A 14,248-nucleotide genomic window follows, 5' to 3' on the forward strand; every position below is an offset into this window, starting at 1 on the left:
ATAATGGCAACGGTTACGTCTATGTTGAGGCTCTTCAGATCACAATTAAGACCAATGACGATTGAAGATGCCGCATTCCTTATCATTCCGAGCGCAGCGCGGAATCTAACCGAGCGCAGCGCGGAATCTAACCGAGCACAGCGCGGAATCGGAGCAGGTCGCGCCAGACCCCTCGCTCCGCTCGGGGTGACCATGCCGGATGGTCACATATGTTGAGGCTCTTCAGATCACAATTAAGACCAATGACGATTGAAGATGCCGCATTCCTTATCATTCCGAGCGCAGCGCGGAATCTAACCGAGCGCAGCGCGGAATCTAACCGAGCGCAGCGCGGAATCTGAGCAGGTCGCGCCAGACCCCTCGCGCTGCTCGGGGTGACCATGCCGGATGGTCACATATGTTGAGGCTCTTCAGATCACAATTAAGACCAATGACGATTGAAGATGCCGCCTTCCTTGTCATTCCGAGCCCTTCGCTTCGCTCAGGGTAAACGCAGCGCGGAATCTAACCGAGCGCAGCGCGGAATCGGAGCGGGTCGCGCCAGACCCCTCGCGCTGCTCGGGGTGACCATGCCGGATGGTCACATATGTTGAGGCTCTTCAGATCACAATTAAGACCAATGACGATTGAAGATGCCGCCTTCCTTGTCATTCCGAGCGCAGCGAGGAATCTGTCCGAGCGCAGCGCGGAATCGGCGCGGGTCGCGCCAGACCCCTCGCGCTGCTCGGAATGACCATGCCGGATGGTCACAAGGAATTGGTATAAGATGGACCCACGCTTGCATGTTCACTTCCTGCGCGCGAGGGGACACGCGCCACGCTGCACCCAATTGACGCCAACAGTGCCTCACGCGACATATCGCACACCGTCTGGCGCCATTGGACCTGAACAGACGTCGCTGCCCATTGGAAACATCTGCGACGGCGCGCGAGCAGCCAGTTCTCGTGTACAATACCTTCCGGTTGTGGACGAATGTGCATCTCGCTGTATCCAGATATGTGATACGAGGTTCCAATGCTTTCCTATCACATGCCGCTCCCTGGTCCCTGGGAGTTTCGTTTTGACGATCAATCCGACTGGCGCCCCATTGCGGTTCCCGGATGCTGGGAAGACGCTGGTTTTGTAAAAGACCGCTCTGGTCCGGCATGGTATCGCACCTCATTCGTAATTCCGCACGAACTGGAAGGACGGCGCCTCTTTCTGCACTTTGGCGCCGTCAGTTATCACTGTGAAGCATTCATCGTGCGCGATTCGGGTGATATGTGCAGCATCGGCACGCACACCGGCATGTGGGATGCGTTCGACCTCGAAATTGGCGATGCCGCAGCGCCGGGTGAGCATGTCACGTTGCTGGTGCGGGTCGAGAAACCGGCAAGTCTGAGCGACGGACCGGAGTCGGCATCGCTGCCAGGGCGCTTCCCGCTGCGCGAAACGCTCGCCGGATTTCTCCCGTATGTCTGGGGGCATAGCCACGGCGGAATCTGGCAGGAAGTCGCCCTGATCGCCTGCGGTGCGACGCGCTTTCTCGATGCCTGGGTGCATGGCGCGCCTGATGGTCACATCTTCGTGGAAGCGGAACTCGATGGTCCGGCACGTGTCACGCTGGAACTCTACCGTCCAGATGGCAGTTTCATCCTCTCGGCAGAAGAAGATGCTGTGCGTGTGGAAACCGCGAGCGGCATTCGCTACCGGCTGCACATGGACGGCCCGACCTCCGACGCACGCCTCTGGTCGCCGGACGATCCGGCGCTTTACCGGGCTGTGCTGCGCGCCGGTTACGATGATCGCATCGAACTGCGCTTTGGGTTGCGCTCATTCGACGCGGATGGCGCAACGCTGCGACTTAACGGCGCACCGATCTACCCCCGCATGATCCTGTCGTGGGGCTGGCGCTGGGAGACCTTCGCCCCCAATCCGGGACCGGAACGGGTGCGCGCCGATTTCGAGCGCCTGAAACGCATGGGGTACAACGGCATCAAGTGTTGTCTCTGGTTCCCGCCTCGCTACTACTTCGACCTGGCGGACGAACTGGGCATGCTGTTGTGGATCGAGTTGCCGATGTGGTTGCCTCGCGTAACCGACCATTTCCGTCGTCAGACGCCGGTTGAATACGAACGCCTGGTTCGTCAGGCGCGGCGACATCCATCGGTAGTCCTCTACAGCCTGGGATGCGAACTGGGAAAGGACGTCGGCGCCGATATTCTCGGCTCGCTGTACGCGATGACGCGCAGTATGTGCGGCGACGCGCTTGTGCGCGATAACAGCGGCTCCGGCGAAGCCTACGGCGGTCTGCTCAACGAGTTCGCTCAGTACTACGACTACCACTTCTATGCCGACCTGCACTTCTTTCGTGGTCTTCTCGACGCCTTTTCGCCGCGCTGGCGCCCGGCACAACCCTGGTTGTTCGGTGAATACTGCGATTACGATACCTTCCGTGATCTGCGGCGCTACCGCCGGGCGGATGGTTCACGCCCCTGGTGGTTGAGCGCCGATCTGGCGATCAATCCAACCGGCGCGCGCTGGACGAACGAAGCGCCCTTTCTCGAAGAGCGGCTGCGCGCACAGGGGTTGTGGGAGCGCAGTGCTGAACTCGAAGCATTCTCGTATGCGCATGGCTTGCTTCACCGCAAATGGACAATCGAGACGACGCGCATGTATCGTGAGGTTTCCGGCTATGTCATCACCGGCGAAGCCGACACGCCGATCACCAGCGCTGGCATGTGGGATGCAACCGGCGCCCTCAAGTACGATCCCACCGAGTTCCGGCGTTTCAACAACGATCTGGTCGCACTTATCGGATGGGACCGACGACGCGACTGGGTGCGCGGCGGCGACCGCGCGGCATTCTGGGATGTCTGGAGTTATAACGCCGGAACGCTCGTCCGTCCCCACGTGATTGTATCGCACTATGGGGCGCAGGGCGGACCGGCGCGCGCTGCCTGGAGCATCGCCTTCGATGACGAAGCGCCCTTTGCGTCTGGTGATATCGTCGCCAGCCACGATGTTATGCCCGGCGACGTGCGCGAAATCGGCGTAGCGGAATTTACCGCACCCGATGTGAGCGCACCACTGCGCGCCATGTTCCGGGTGTCGCTTAATGTCGGAACGCAGCGGACGGACAATGCCTGGCCAATCTGGTTCTTTCCTGCGAACCCGTGGGCAACCATGCGCAATGTGGCGATCTACGATCCGCTGGGACGGTTGCGCGATCTCACCCGACTGGCGCCACAGGTGGTTGAAGTGACGCACGCCGATCTGCGGAGCGAAGCCGGAGCGCGCGTCGATCTGCATGCAGCGCCGTTCGTCGTTGTCGCCAGCGCCTGGACACGCGCACTATCGATGTATACTCGCGGAGGCGGGCGTGTCGTGCTGCTCCAGGACGGCGACGGTCCGCCGGGACCGGTTGCAACGGCGGCTATGCCGTTCTGGCGCGAGGCGCTGCGGGTCTGTGAGCCGCACCCGGCGTGGGGTGATTTTCCGCACGATGGATGGGCTGGTCTCCAATTCTTTGGCTGCGCCACCGACTGCGCGCTCGATACGCAGCCACTCGACGGACTGACGCGCCCTATTCTGCGCCGTATCGACACGCGCACCACCGCCGTTCACGACTATGCCGCCGAGGTTGTATGGGGCGAGGGACGATTGATCGTCAGCACTCTGCGCATCTACGGCGGCGCCGGTGAGCAGCCTTCCGGCATCGGGCGCAATACGTCGGCTGCGTATTTACTGCTGTGCTGGGTGAAGTATCTGGGGAGCAAGAGGTGAGAGGCGAGGGGCAAGAGGGGAGAGGCGCGAGGCACGAGGCGAGAGGGGAGAGAGGCCCGACAAGGGCGTAGCGCGAGATTTATCTCGCATTTGTGGAGAGGCGCGCGAGGCGAGAGGTTCGGGGCACGAGGCGCGAGGGGAGAGGCGGGGGGCACGAGGCGCGAGGGGCGAGAGGGGAGAGGTTCGGGGCGCGAGGCGAGAGGGGCGAGAGGCGAGGGGCACGAGGCAAGAGGCGAGAGGGGCGAGAGGCGCGAGGCGAGGGGCACGAGGTGAGAGGGGCGAGAGGCGCGAGGGTCCCGACAAGGGCGTAGCGCGAGATTTATCTCGCATTTGTGGCGAGGCGCGCGAGGCGAGAGGTTCGGGGCACGAGGCGAGAGGGGAGAGGTTCGGGGCGCGAGGCGAGAGGGGCGAGAGGCGAGGGGCACGAGGCAAGAGGCGAGGGGCACGAGGGGCCCGACAAGGGCGTAGCGCGAGATTTATCTCGTATTTGTGGAGAGGCGCGAGGCGAGGGGCGAGAGGGGAGAGGTTCGGGGCGCGAGGCGGGAGGCAAGGGGCAAGAGGCGCGAGGGGCCCGACAAGGGCGTAGCGCGAGATTTATCTCGCATTTGTGGAGAGGCGCGAGGCGAGGGGCGCGAGGGGCGAGGCGCGAGGCGAGGGGCGAGAGGGGAGAGGTTCGGGGCGCGAGGCGCGAGGGGCGAGAGGGGAGAGGTTCGGGGCGCGAGGCGCGAGGGGCGAGAGGCGAGGGGCACGAGGCAAGAGGCGAGAGGGGAGAGGCGCGAGGCGAGGGGCACGAGGTGAGAGGGGCGAGAGGCGCGAGGGTCCCGACAAGGGCGTAGCGCGAGATTTATCTCGCATTTGTGGAGAGGCGCGCGAGGCGAGAGGTTCGGGGCACGAGGCGCGAGGGGAGAGGTTCGGGGCACGAGGCGAGAGGTGCGCGAGGCGAGAGGCACGAGGCAAGAGGCGAGGGGCACGAGGGGCCCGACAAGGGCGTAGCGCGAGATTTATCTCGTATTTGTGGAGAGGCGCGAGGCGAGGGGCACGAGGCAAGAGGCGAGGGGCACGAGGGGCCCGACAAGGGCGTAGCGTGAGATTTATCTCGTATTTGTGGAGAGGCGCGCGAGGCGAGAGGTTCGGGGCACGAGGCGCGAGGGGAGAGGTTCGGGGCACGAGGCGAGAGGCGCGAGGCGAGGGGCACGAGGTGAGAGGGGCGAGAGGCGCGAGGGTCCCGACAAGGGCGTAGCGCGAGATTTATCTCGCATTTGTGGAGAGGCGCGCGAGGCGAGAGGTTCGGGGCACGAGGCGCGAGGGGAGAGGTTCGGGGCGCGAGGCGAGAGGTGCGCGAGGCGAGAGGCACGAGGCAAGAGGCGAGGGGGGAGAGAGGCCCGACAAGGGCGTAGCGCGAGATTTATCTCGCATTTGTGGAGAGGCGCGCGAGGCGAGAGGTTCGGGGCACGAGGCGCGAGGGGAGAGGCGGGGGCACGAGGCGCGAGGGGCGAGAGGGGAGAGGTTCGGGGCGCGAGGCGCGAGGGGCGAGAGGCGAGGGGCACGAGGCAAGAGGCGAGAGGGGAGAGGCGCGAGGCGAGGGGCACGAGGTGAGAGGGGCGAGAGGCGCGAGGGTCCCGACAAGGGCGTAGCGCGAGATTTATCTCGCATTTGTGGAGAGGCGCGCGAGGCGAGAGGTTCGGGGCACGAGGCGAGAGGGGAGAGGTTCGGGGCGCGAGGCGAGAGGGGCGAGAGGCGAGGGGCACGAGGCAAGAGGCGAGGGGCACGAGGGGCCCGACAAGGGCGTAGCGCGAGATTTATCTCGTATTTGTGGAGAGGCGCGAGGCGAGGGGCACGAGGTGAGAGGGGCGAGAGGCGCGAGGGTCCCGACAAGGGCGTAGCGCGAGATTTATCTCGCATTTGTGGAGAGGCGCGCGAGGCGAGAGGTTCGGGGCACGAGGCGAGAGGGGAGAGGTTCAGGGCGCGAGGCGAGAGGTGCGAGAGGCGAGGGGCAAGAGGGGCGAGGGGCGAGGCGAGAGGCGGAAGGCGGAAGGCGGGAGGCGCGAGGTGATAGAAGGAGCAGATCACATACAGGACACACAGACCTGGCTAGAAGCTGGATCGCGGTGACCTCAGCTTGTTCCAACTCGGCTTGCGCCTTCTCGCCTATGGCCTGTGCGAAGGCAAACGCATCCCACGCGGGTTCCTGGCGCCTGCCACTCCCCCCCTCTACCAGGAGGATCGAACTAATGTTCTGTACGGTAGTGAAATCTCGCATTAGGAGGTGTAAATGAACCTGCAAATCTTATCTCGCTTTGCCCTGATTTTCACCCTGCTGGCCCTGACCTTTGGCCCGGCAGGGGTTAGGCCGGCCTATGCAGCAGGGTATGTGGTCAATTCGCTGGGGGATAACACCAACAACGACGCCTTCTGCACCCTGCGCGAAGCGATCCTGGCGGCGAACGACGCGCCTGCCAATGCCGATTGCGGCGCAGGCAGCAGCGGCGACGACACCATCACCTTCAGCGTGAGCGGGACGATTACGCTCAGCTCCCCCCTGCCCGCCATCGTCTCCGGGCAGGGCGCGTTGACCATTGACGGCGGCGGTAACATCACCGTCAGCGGCGGGGGTAGCGTGCGGGTGATGGACGTGAGCAGCGGCGCCGACCTCACCCTGCGCAACATCACCATCGCCAACGGACGGAGCGCATCGCAAGCCGCCGCCGGCGCGCGCTACGCGCAACATCACCATCGCCAACGGACGGAGCACCAGCAGCGGCGGCATCTCCAACGCCGGCACGCTGACGGTGACCAACAGCACCTTCTCCGCCAACAGCGCCGACTTCGGCGGCGTCGGCGGCGGCATCGCCAACGCCGGCACGCTGACGGTGACCAACAGCACCTTCTCCGCCAACAGCGCCGACTTCGGCGGCGTCGGCGGCGGCATCGCCAACGCCGGCACGCTGACGGTGACCAACAGCACCTTCTCTGCCAACAGCGCCCTCGGCGGCAACGGCGGTGGCATCCTCAACGCTGGCACGCTGACGCTCAAGAACACCATCATCGCCAACAGCACCGGCGGCGGGGATTGCAGTAATTTCGGAACTGTCACCACCAACTCCATCAACAACCTCATCGAAGGCTCAGCCGCCTGCGGCCTGACGAACGGCGTGAACGGCAACATCATCGGCTCCGACCCCAACCTGGGCGCGCTGACCGGCTCCCCGGCCTACTTCCCGCTGCTGCCCGGCAGCCCGGCCATTGACGCCGGCGATAACACCACTTGCGCCGCCGCGCCGGTCAACAACCAGTCCCAAAACGGCGTGACCCGCCCGCAGGATGGCGACGATCCAGATAGCGCCGCCACCTGCGACATTGGCTCGGTTGAAGCCATCTTCCCCAATTTTAACGGCAGCCAAGAGCAACAACGTCGGCGGGACGATTGCGCTCGGCCATTCCTTCACCTGGACGGTGACGGTCTCGAACAGCGGCTTAGCCGGAGCGACCTTTGCTCCCGGCGCGACTCTCTTGCGCGATGACCTGCCGGGGGGAGCGAGCTACGGCGCGCCAACCGTGCAGAACATTGTCAACGTCACCGGCAGCGGCAGCATCATCTGCGCCATCGCCGCCAACGCGCTCACCTGTACGGCTAGCGGCGGCCCGGTGACGCTGGGCGGGACGAGCGGCTCGTTCGCCGTCGCTTTCAGCGTCACGCCGAGCGCAGTCGGTGCGCTGACCAACCCGGACTCGAGCGGTCTCTGTCACGCCGACCCGAACGGCGTCATCACCGAAAGCAACGAGAGCAACGATTGCGCGCCAAACACGGTGATGGTCAATCCGTATCGGTTGTACCTGCCCCTGGTCATCAGGTAGGGGCGGAGGGCGTGCACGACATACCGCGAGATGAATCTCGCGCCACAGGCGAGTCTGCCTGGAGACTATGTTATCTTCAACCCATAGCATCGTGAGGAGGCGAAACGATGAGAACCGCAGCCTTTCATTTTCGCCCGGCGCTGCTGCCGGTTGCGCTCCTGCCGGCCGGGCAAAACGCGCCGCCGGCGTATGCGGGAAACTCCGCCATCAATTCATTTGCCTCAAGCGTCGCAGCCAGCAGCCTGCCCGGCGTGCGCTTCGTCCCCATGGCTGCGGCTAACAACATAGTCGCCCATGGCGCTGCCGTTGACCGCCCGTTGCTGAACGGCAACCTGAATGCCATCGTCCTGGCGACCCAGAACTGGACCCCGGGCGGCGAGGGCGGCATCTCCAACAACCATGCCATTGGCGTATGGTATGACAGCGCTCAAAATAAGCGGGTCGTCTTCAACCAGGACGTTGCTGCCATGCCGGCGGGCGCCAGATTCAACGTGATGGCGCTGAACAACCTCACTGCTCCGCCGTGGAGCAAAGCGGCTTTTGTTCATACGGCTACGTCTGGCAATACACACGATAACCGGACTGCTCTGAATCACTCCCTTTCAAACAGCGCACCGCCAGCGTTCGTGTTCACCACGGACAACTACAACCCGGGCGTCGTAGGCGGCACATACAATAACCACCACACCGGCGTGTGGTACACCGGCGTCTACGACCCCGTCTTCCCGAACAGATGGGCGATCTTCAACCAGGACAACGCGACCATGCCGACGAACACCAGATTCAACGTGCTTGTCATTGTGCGACGGGTCTGCCTTCCGAATGTTCTGAGATAACAAATGCTCAACGAGCCCGGGGTTCCTTGAGGAAGCCGGGCTCGTATGGCCATTCCGAACCAGGTGGCGGATGCGCCGAACCTGAGTCGGCAACCATCTAGGCGGCTTGGTTGTCTTTGCTGAACAGGCTCGGTGGTCCGTGCCCGCCACCCCGCGCTTCAAACCGTCACGCTCTTCGTCTCCGCCGGCTCCAGGTAGAACGTCTCCTCCGCGTCGTCGTGGGCCAACACCTCGCCGTAGCGTCCCCACTGGATGGCGATCTCGACCTGGCGTTCGGCCTCTTCCTGGGGGAACGCCAGCTCCAGCGCGGTCTGCACCACCCCGCGATTGAGTTGCTGCCGCTGCGAGGACCAGAGCAGCGACAGCCGCCAGCGGAAGAGCGGCGCCCGGCGCGCACTCAGCCGAGGTCTTCGCCGAACACCACATCCAACACCCAGTGCGCGCCGTTCTCAATCCACGTTATCTCTGGACTTTTGCAGATTTGCGACGAGGGTCGGTAAGGCGTAAGATGAACTCGGCAAGAACAGGACACTGGGAGGGAGCGATGCCAGCAATCGTCGCCATTCCGCAAGTGGGTGAAGAACTCGTGGTGCAGTTCGGTGACCTGTTCCCCAACGCGCCTTCACGACAGCACTTCGCCGAGGACCTGACTGGTCTCCTGGCTGCCGAGCACAAGACCGTCAGCGGGATCGCCCGTGAGTTCGCTGATGGACCGGACCAGTCGTGCCTCAATCGCTGGTTGACGGAAGCGCCGTGAGAGCCGGACCGTATCAATGCCCATCGGCTCGAGTGGTTGCAGCAGGATTGCTCGCGCTTCGCCCCTGGGTGTCTGGTGCGGTATCAATGCCCATCGGCTCGAGTGGTTGCAGCAGGACCCCCAAACTCGCTATCGCCAGGACGGCGTGATTGCCATTGACAACCCGCTCATCGACCACGATGGCACACTGATCGAGGACGCCAGCTGGTTCTGGGACCACGCCGACAAGCGTCACCTCATTGCGCACGATTATCGGTTCGCCAACGACGTCAATCCCTCCGGCAAGCACTATCCGCTCGACTTCCGGCGCTTCCGCAAGAACGAGCAGTGTGATGCCGACCGACCCTTCAAGGACCAGACCGAACGCACCAAAGAGCTGATTGACTGGGTGGCGGCGGAGGACATCCCCGGTGACTTCACGTTCGACAGATCCGTCACCAATGCTCCGATGATGAACCCCATCCACGCTAAGCAGCGTCGTTCCATCGGTGATGTGAACGCCAACCGGGTCATGGTGGTCAACGGCGTGGAAACGAAGGTCAGCGCGTGGGTCAAGACGCTCACGCCGCTTGTCCGCACGACGTTTCCGGCGGCCGGCCACACCCAATGGTATTTCACCACATCAGTTCGCTTGCCACGGGTCAACCATCCTGTGCGGGTGCTTGTGCTGTGGTCAAGCGAGAAGGCCGACGAGCCGCGCACGATCCTTGTCACCAATCGCACGCACTGGGAAGCGCATCGCATCCTGAAGGTCTCCAAGCGGCGCTGGAGCGGGACGGAGACCTTTCACCGGGACGGGAAGCAGCATTTGGGTATGGGCGACTGTCAGCTCAGGGATGGGATGGGCCAGACCCGGCACATGGATCTTGTCACCCTGGCGTCCACCGCTCTGATGCGCCAAATGAAGCACGACCGCGCCCTCGATTGGGCGCACACACGCCTGATGACCATCGGCGAGTCCTGTTGCACCATCGCGCGCGAAACCTTGGGCAAGACGCTTGTCTGGGCGATTGAACAGGCTCAGCACGGCATGAGTCGGTCCGACATCAAGCGTCAGTTCGCCTTGCCCTGACTTCTCGTCCCTTTCTGCAAAAGTCCAGTGCTAACACCGGTTGTCTCGCGGCAGCATAATTAATTTCACGCCCTCATAACGCAATTGCGCCGCAAGTGACGCACTGACATTACCTTTATTACCAAGAGCGGACTCGCGCTCATCCACGTTGGCGGACGTCAGTTCGAGGATGACCCCACCCAAGGTGACGACTGAGCTCAAGCGATAACCCAAACGGGTCTCATCCCTGGAGGCAGAGGAGCCAAACATGTCCCTGTGGGCATCCTGATCACGGATGTGCTGCGGCACGAGATGGAACTTCATCACGAGAAGTGCAAGTCATCGTGACACCCCATATGCATCCTGGACTCCACCCAGTACAGCAAGCATAATCCGCCAAATCCAAATGCGATCGCTCGGAAATAAGAAGGAAAAAGAGTTTCAATTCGAACAAAAGATGTGTTTCTCAGTCCCAAACGCGACATTTACTCACAATGGCCACCTTCATCTACAAGATGTGGGTTTGGGTTCCGAGTCTTGGCAGAGGGGGGCAATTTGCTGTCAGAGATTACCGAACAATGACAAACTTCTAGGTAGCGAAATCCTCGAAGTCGGCTACCATATCATTTCATTAGGTGCCTCTCAGTGCGTTTAGACAGTTCTTGACTTCTGCTGTAACACACCAAGAGGCACTACGTCAATTTGCTTAAGTGGACATCATAACACTACTATTGCACCAGAGTGGTGTCTGGCAGCGCATCACTCTCTCTCATTCCCATTGTCGCCATCGCCATTATCTGGCTAACGGTCTTCAGGCAAGTGTACAAGGACGATCGACGCTGCTCGGGGATCTTTCTTGGCAGCATCTATCAACTTCCCACGGTCGGAGTTGCTAAGTGATGCCCAACGGTCGGGGAATGTACAGCATATAACCATAGCCGCCGCTAGAGGGTCCCGTGCAGCAGCGTCAATCAAATTCTGCTGCTCAGCGGCTCCCAATCGCTGCCATGTGTAGTCAGGTGCAAGACAGATAACCGATGCAGCCGGCCATTGCGTTGATGTAAGCATGGATTGCACTGCTTCAAGCACTATACGCTCACGATCCTCATACGACGACGTATTAGCATTTGACATCATGCAGAGACGAATAGCGATTTGGGCGGTAGCCTGAAGATCGGGGCCGTTGCTCACAACTGCTCCTTTCTAAATCGTTGTCTTCGTTACAGATAGTAGGCTTGGCATCCGCAGTGCTAGTGCTGTATTAGGTTAATTTGCGTTTGCTTTTCCTACTATGTTGATAGTATAAACAAAATTACAACGTATGTCAAGCATGATGTCTTGCTAAACCAGCAAGAAACTTGCCTACCGCTAAAGCGTGGCTGCTTAGCAGTGCATCCGCCAAGTCGGTATGCAAAGATTAGAGAGACTCTCTCTGGAATGCGTCCCATACTTCCCGCCTCTCGCCTCGTGCCCCTCGCCTCTCCCCTCCCGCCCCTCGCCTCTCCCCTCGTGCCCCTCGCCTCGCGCCTCTCCCCTCGCGCCCCTCGCCTCTCGCCCCTCTCCACAAATGCGAGATAAATCTCGCGCTACGCCCTTGTCGGGCGCCTCGTGCCTCGCGCCCCGAACCTCTCGCCCCTCGCCCCTCTCCACAAATGCGAGATAAATCTCGCGCTACGCTCTTGTCGGGCGCCTCTCGCCCCTTGCCTCGGCCCTCTCCACAAATGCGAGATAAATCTCGCGCTACGCTCTTGTCGGGCCTCGCGCGCCTCTCGCCTTTTCTATGCTATAATGCCTCGTCGAAGGAAACGAGCGCAACACAAGGGACGAGATCGATGCGGTGTCCCTACTGCCAGCATCCCGACAGCGACGTTATCGATACGCGCAAACTCCACAACGGCGAAACAATCCGCCGGCGACGCAAGTGTGAAGCGTGCGGACGGCGTTTCACCACCTACGAGCGCGTCGAGACCGTCAGCATCACCGTCGTTAAGAAAAATGGCGAACGGGAGCCTTATGAACGAGAGAAACTGATGCGTGGCGTTCGCACCGCATGCTATCGCCGTCCTGTTCCGGCGCAGGCGCTTGAGTCCCTGGCGAATGATATCGAAGCAGAATTGATGGCGCTCGACGAGCCGGAAGTTCCATCGTCGCTCATCGGCGATATGGTCATGCGACGCCTCCGCACCATCGATGATGTCGCCTACATTCGCTTCGCCTCGGTGTATCGGTCATTTGCCGACATTGGCAAACTACGCGAGGCGGTTGACGAACTGCTGGAGCAGGGGCGCTGAAAGAGACAACGATAGATGAGCATCGACGTGTCTGATCAACCACAGACGACACCCCAGGAAGAGCGCCGAGCCAATCCGGTGGCGCGCTTTTTTGGCGAGATACGCGCAGGGTTGCGTGAGATTCGCTGGATTATCGTCCTGCTTTACGCCATTGCCGGCGGTCTGTTGATGCCGCTCTCGCTGACAGCAGGAGGCATTGCGGGATTTCTGGCAGGCATTGTACCGGTCGGCGTGGGGTTGCTGCTGGCGCGCAATGTTCCCGGTCATTATGCCTTGCACGGATTTCTGACCGGCGCGCTCGCCTCGGTCGTGGCTGCCGGTATGCTGTGGTACTTTATTTTTCAAACGCAGTTCGGCGTAAGCGGCGCGGGCATGGTCGAACCGGGCACGCCGCCATGGGATGCATGGCTGGTGCTCAGCGGCTTCTTCGGGTTTTCCTTGATTGTCTTCTGCACCTTTGGCGCCAGTACCGCCGGGCGCATAGAAGAGCGCAATCGCGCATTACGCGACGAGATCAAGCAGCGCGGCGGCGCTCTCGAGCGCCCCAGCGCTATCCGCGAGCCGGATGACATTCGTGGGCTATCGTTGCCACAACTTGGCTACTATGTCAACAACCTGTTCAAAAAACAGGGGTTTACCTTCAAAGATTATCGTTTTCTGCACAAGGACAAATACCTCGACATCTGGCTCGAATACAAGGACGAACCGTGGCACTTGCGCCTGTCGGTCGCCGACAAAGTCGCTCCTGGAGCAATCGAGAGCCTGCTCCAGGAGATGAAACGCGAGGGATGCACCAAAGGTGTGGTCATCACTTCGACCGAGTTTACCCCAGCCGCGATTAAGGCGGCGAAAGACCGACCCGTGGCGCTGATCGATGGTGCAACGTTGTATCAGATAGCCGAGAAGTGACGGGCTGACGGAGATGGCGATGCAGATCTCGCTCAAAGGCAAAATTGCCGTCGTCACCGGCGGATCACGTGGGATTGGACGGGCAATTGCGACGACCCTGGCGGCTGCCGGTGCGACGGTTGTCGTCAACTATCAACGGAATGCCGCCGCAGCAGAAGAGACCGTCGCTGCGATCACCGCCGCCGATGGCGCTGCAATCAGCATGCAGGCGGATGTGAGCGCGGCAGAGGAGGTCGAGCGCCTGTTCAAAACTGTGATCGAACGGTATGGCACGGTCGATATTCTGGTCAACAATGCCGGCATAACCCGTGATACCCTGCTGCTGCGCATGAAAGAAGACGACTTCGATGCCGTGATCGACACCAATCTGCGCGGGGTGTATCTGTGTACAAAAGCGGCGTTGCGCCCGATGACAAAGGCACGCAGTGGGCGAATCATTAACATTACGTCGGTGGTTGGGCTGATCGGCAATGCGGGGCAGAGCAACTACGCGGCTGCAAAAGCCGGAATCATTGGGTTCACCCGCGCCGTTGCGCGCGAAATGGCGTCGCGCAACATTACGGTCAACGCCGTGGCGCCGGGGTATATCGAAACCGAGTTGACCGCCGGGCTTGGCGATCAGGTGCGTACTGCTATTCTGGAAGCGATCCCGCTCGGACGCCTCGGCACGCCTCAAGATGTCGCCAACCTGGTCTGTTTCCTGGCATCCGATGCAGCCGCGTATATCACAGGGCAAACTCTGACCGTCGATGGCGGCATGGTCATGAGTTAGCACCTTGACGCT

The 14,248-nt window shown here is 61.6% G+C and carries 9 protein-coding genes and 2 pseudogenes; 9 read left to right on the forward strand and 2 right to left on the reverse strand.

The features are described from left to right. The first annotated feature begins 1,014 nt into the window (after window positions 1-1,014). The 5 genes and pseudogenes from RCAS_RS16730 to RCAS_RS16755 all read left to right on the forward strand — a co-directional run bounded on the left by RCAS_RS16730 (window position 1,015) and on the right by RCAS_RS16755 (window position 8,456). Window positions 1,015-3,765, forward strand: coding sequence for a glycoside hydrolase family 2 protein (locus tag RCAS_RS16730; protein WP_012121722.1), 2,751 nt, complete (start codon window positions 1,015-1,017; stop codon window positions 3,763-3,765). Window positions 3,766-6,037: 2,272 nt separating this feature from the next. Beyond that, window positions 6,038-6,175: pseudogene (locus tag RCAS_RS26055) on the forward strand (hypothetical protein); the annotation flags it as partial. Window positions 6,176-6,554: 379 nt separating this feature from the next. Then, complete coding sequence (locus tag RCAS_RS26060) at window positions 6,555-7,286, forward strand: choice-of-anchor Q domain-containing protein (RefSeq protein WP_232280268.1); 732 nt, start codon at window positions 6,555-6,557, stop codon at window positions 7,284-7,286. Between the two features lie 34 nt (window positions 7,287-7,320). After that, window positions 7,321-7,620: a hypothetical protein gene (locus RCAS_RS25705; RefSeq protein ID WP_198135949.1), complete on the forward strand. Its 300-nt coding sequence runs from the start codon at window positions 7,321-7,323 to the stop codon at window positions 7,618-7,620. A gap of 107 nt (window positions 7,621-7,727) precedes the next feature. Further along, entirely contained in the window at window positions 7,728-8,456 is a 729-nt protein-coding gene (locus RCAS_RS16755) for a DUF7452 domain-containing protein (protein WP_012121724.1), read from the forward strand. A 158-nt stretch (window positions 8,457-8,614) separates the two neighbouring features. On the opposite strand, the gene RCAS_RS24135 is transcribed toward RCAS_RS16755, so the two are convergent. Next, on the reverse strand, window positions 8,615-8,893 hold the full coding sequence (locus RCAS_RS24135; protein WP_083760329.1) for an AAA-associated domain-containing protein: 279 nt from the start codon (window positions 8,891-8,893) through the stop codon (window positions 8,615-8,617). 107 nt (window positions 8,894-9,000) lie between these two features. On the opposite strand from RCAS_RS24135, the pseudogene RCAS_RS16765 reads away from it, so the two are divergent. After that, window positions 9,001-10,285 (forward strand): annotated as a pseudogene (locus tag RCAS_RS16765) (IS701-like element ISSiac1 family transposase). A 30-nt stretch (window positions 10,286-10,315) separates the two neighbouring features. On the opposite strand, the gene RCAS_RS16770 reads toward RCAS_RS16765, so the two are convergent. Further along, window positions 10,316-10,588 (reverse strand): hypothetical protein, encoded by a 273-nt coding sequence (locus tag RCAS_RS16770; RefSeq protein WP_157042682.1) that lies wholly within the window; start codon window positions 10,586-10,588, stop codon window positions 10,316-10,318. A 1,508-nt stretch (window positions 10,589-12,096) separates the two neighbouring features. Between RCAS_RS16770 and nrdR the strand changes: the two genes are divergently transcribed. From nrdR to fabG, 3 genes are read left to right on the forward strand one after another with little or no spacing between them, the layout of a single operon-like run. Further along, the gene (gene nrdR / locus RCAS_RS16775; RefSeq protein ID WP_012121727.1) at window positions 12,097-12,555 is read left to right on the forward strand and encodes a transcriptional regulator NrdR; all 459 of its coding nucleotides are present in this window, start codon (window positions 12,097-12,099) and stop codon (window positions 12,553-12,555) included. 15 nt (window positions 12,556-12,570) lie between these two features. Next, window positions 12,571-13,464 carry a restriction endonuclease gene (locus RCAS_RS16780; RefSeq protein WP_012121728.1) on the forward strand — a complete coding sequence of 298 codons (894 nt, stop codon included), beginning with the start codon at window positions 12,571-12,573 and terminating at the stop codon, window positions 13,462-13,464. A 19-nt stretch (window positions 13,465-13,483) separates the two neighbouring features. Further along, a complete protein-coding gene (gene fabG / locus RCAS_RS16785; protein WP_012121729.1) occupies window positions 13,484-14,236 on the forward strand; it encodes a 3-oxoacyl-[acyl-carrier-protein] reductase in 753 nt (250 codons plus the stop codon). Window positions 14,237-14,248: the final 12 nt, after the last annotated feature.

It is taken from the genome of Roseiflexus castenholzii DSM 13941 (genome assembly GCF_000017805.1).
Taxonomy (GTDB): domain Bacteria; phylum Chloroflexota; class Chloroflexia; order Chloroflexales; family Roseiflexaceae; genus Roseiflexus; species Roseiflexus castenholzii.

Excerpts from the sequence above, each read along its gene's own strand:
- RCAS_RS16770 (WP_157042682.1), bottom strand. The coding sequence starts at position 10,588 with ATGAAGTTCCATCTCGTGCCGCAGCACATCCGTGATCAGGATGCCCAC.
- RCAS_RS16730 (WP_012121722.1), top strand. The coding sequence starts at position 1,015 with ATGCTTTCCTATCACATGCCGCTCCCTGGTCCCTGGGAGTTTCGTTTT.
- fabG (WP_012121729.1), top strand. The coding sequence starts at position 13,484 with ATGCAGATCTCGCTCAAAGGCAAAATTGCCGTCGTCACCGGCGGATCA.
- RCAS_RS16755 (WP_012121724.1), top strand. The coding sequence starts at position 7,728 with ATGAGAACCGCAGCCTTTCATTTTCGCCCGGCGCTGCTGCCGGTTGCG.
- RCAS_RS16780 (WP_012121728.1), top strand. The coding sequence starts at position 12,571 with ATGAGCATCGACGTGTCTGATCAACCACAGACGACACCCCAGGAAGAG.
- nrdR (WP_012121727.1), top strand. The coding sequence starts at position 12,097 with ATGCGGTGTCCCTACTGCCAGCATCCCGACAGCGACGTTATCGATACG.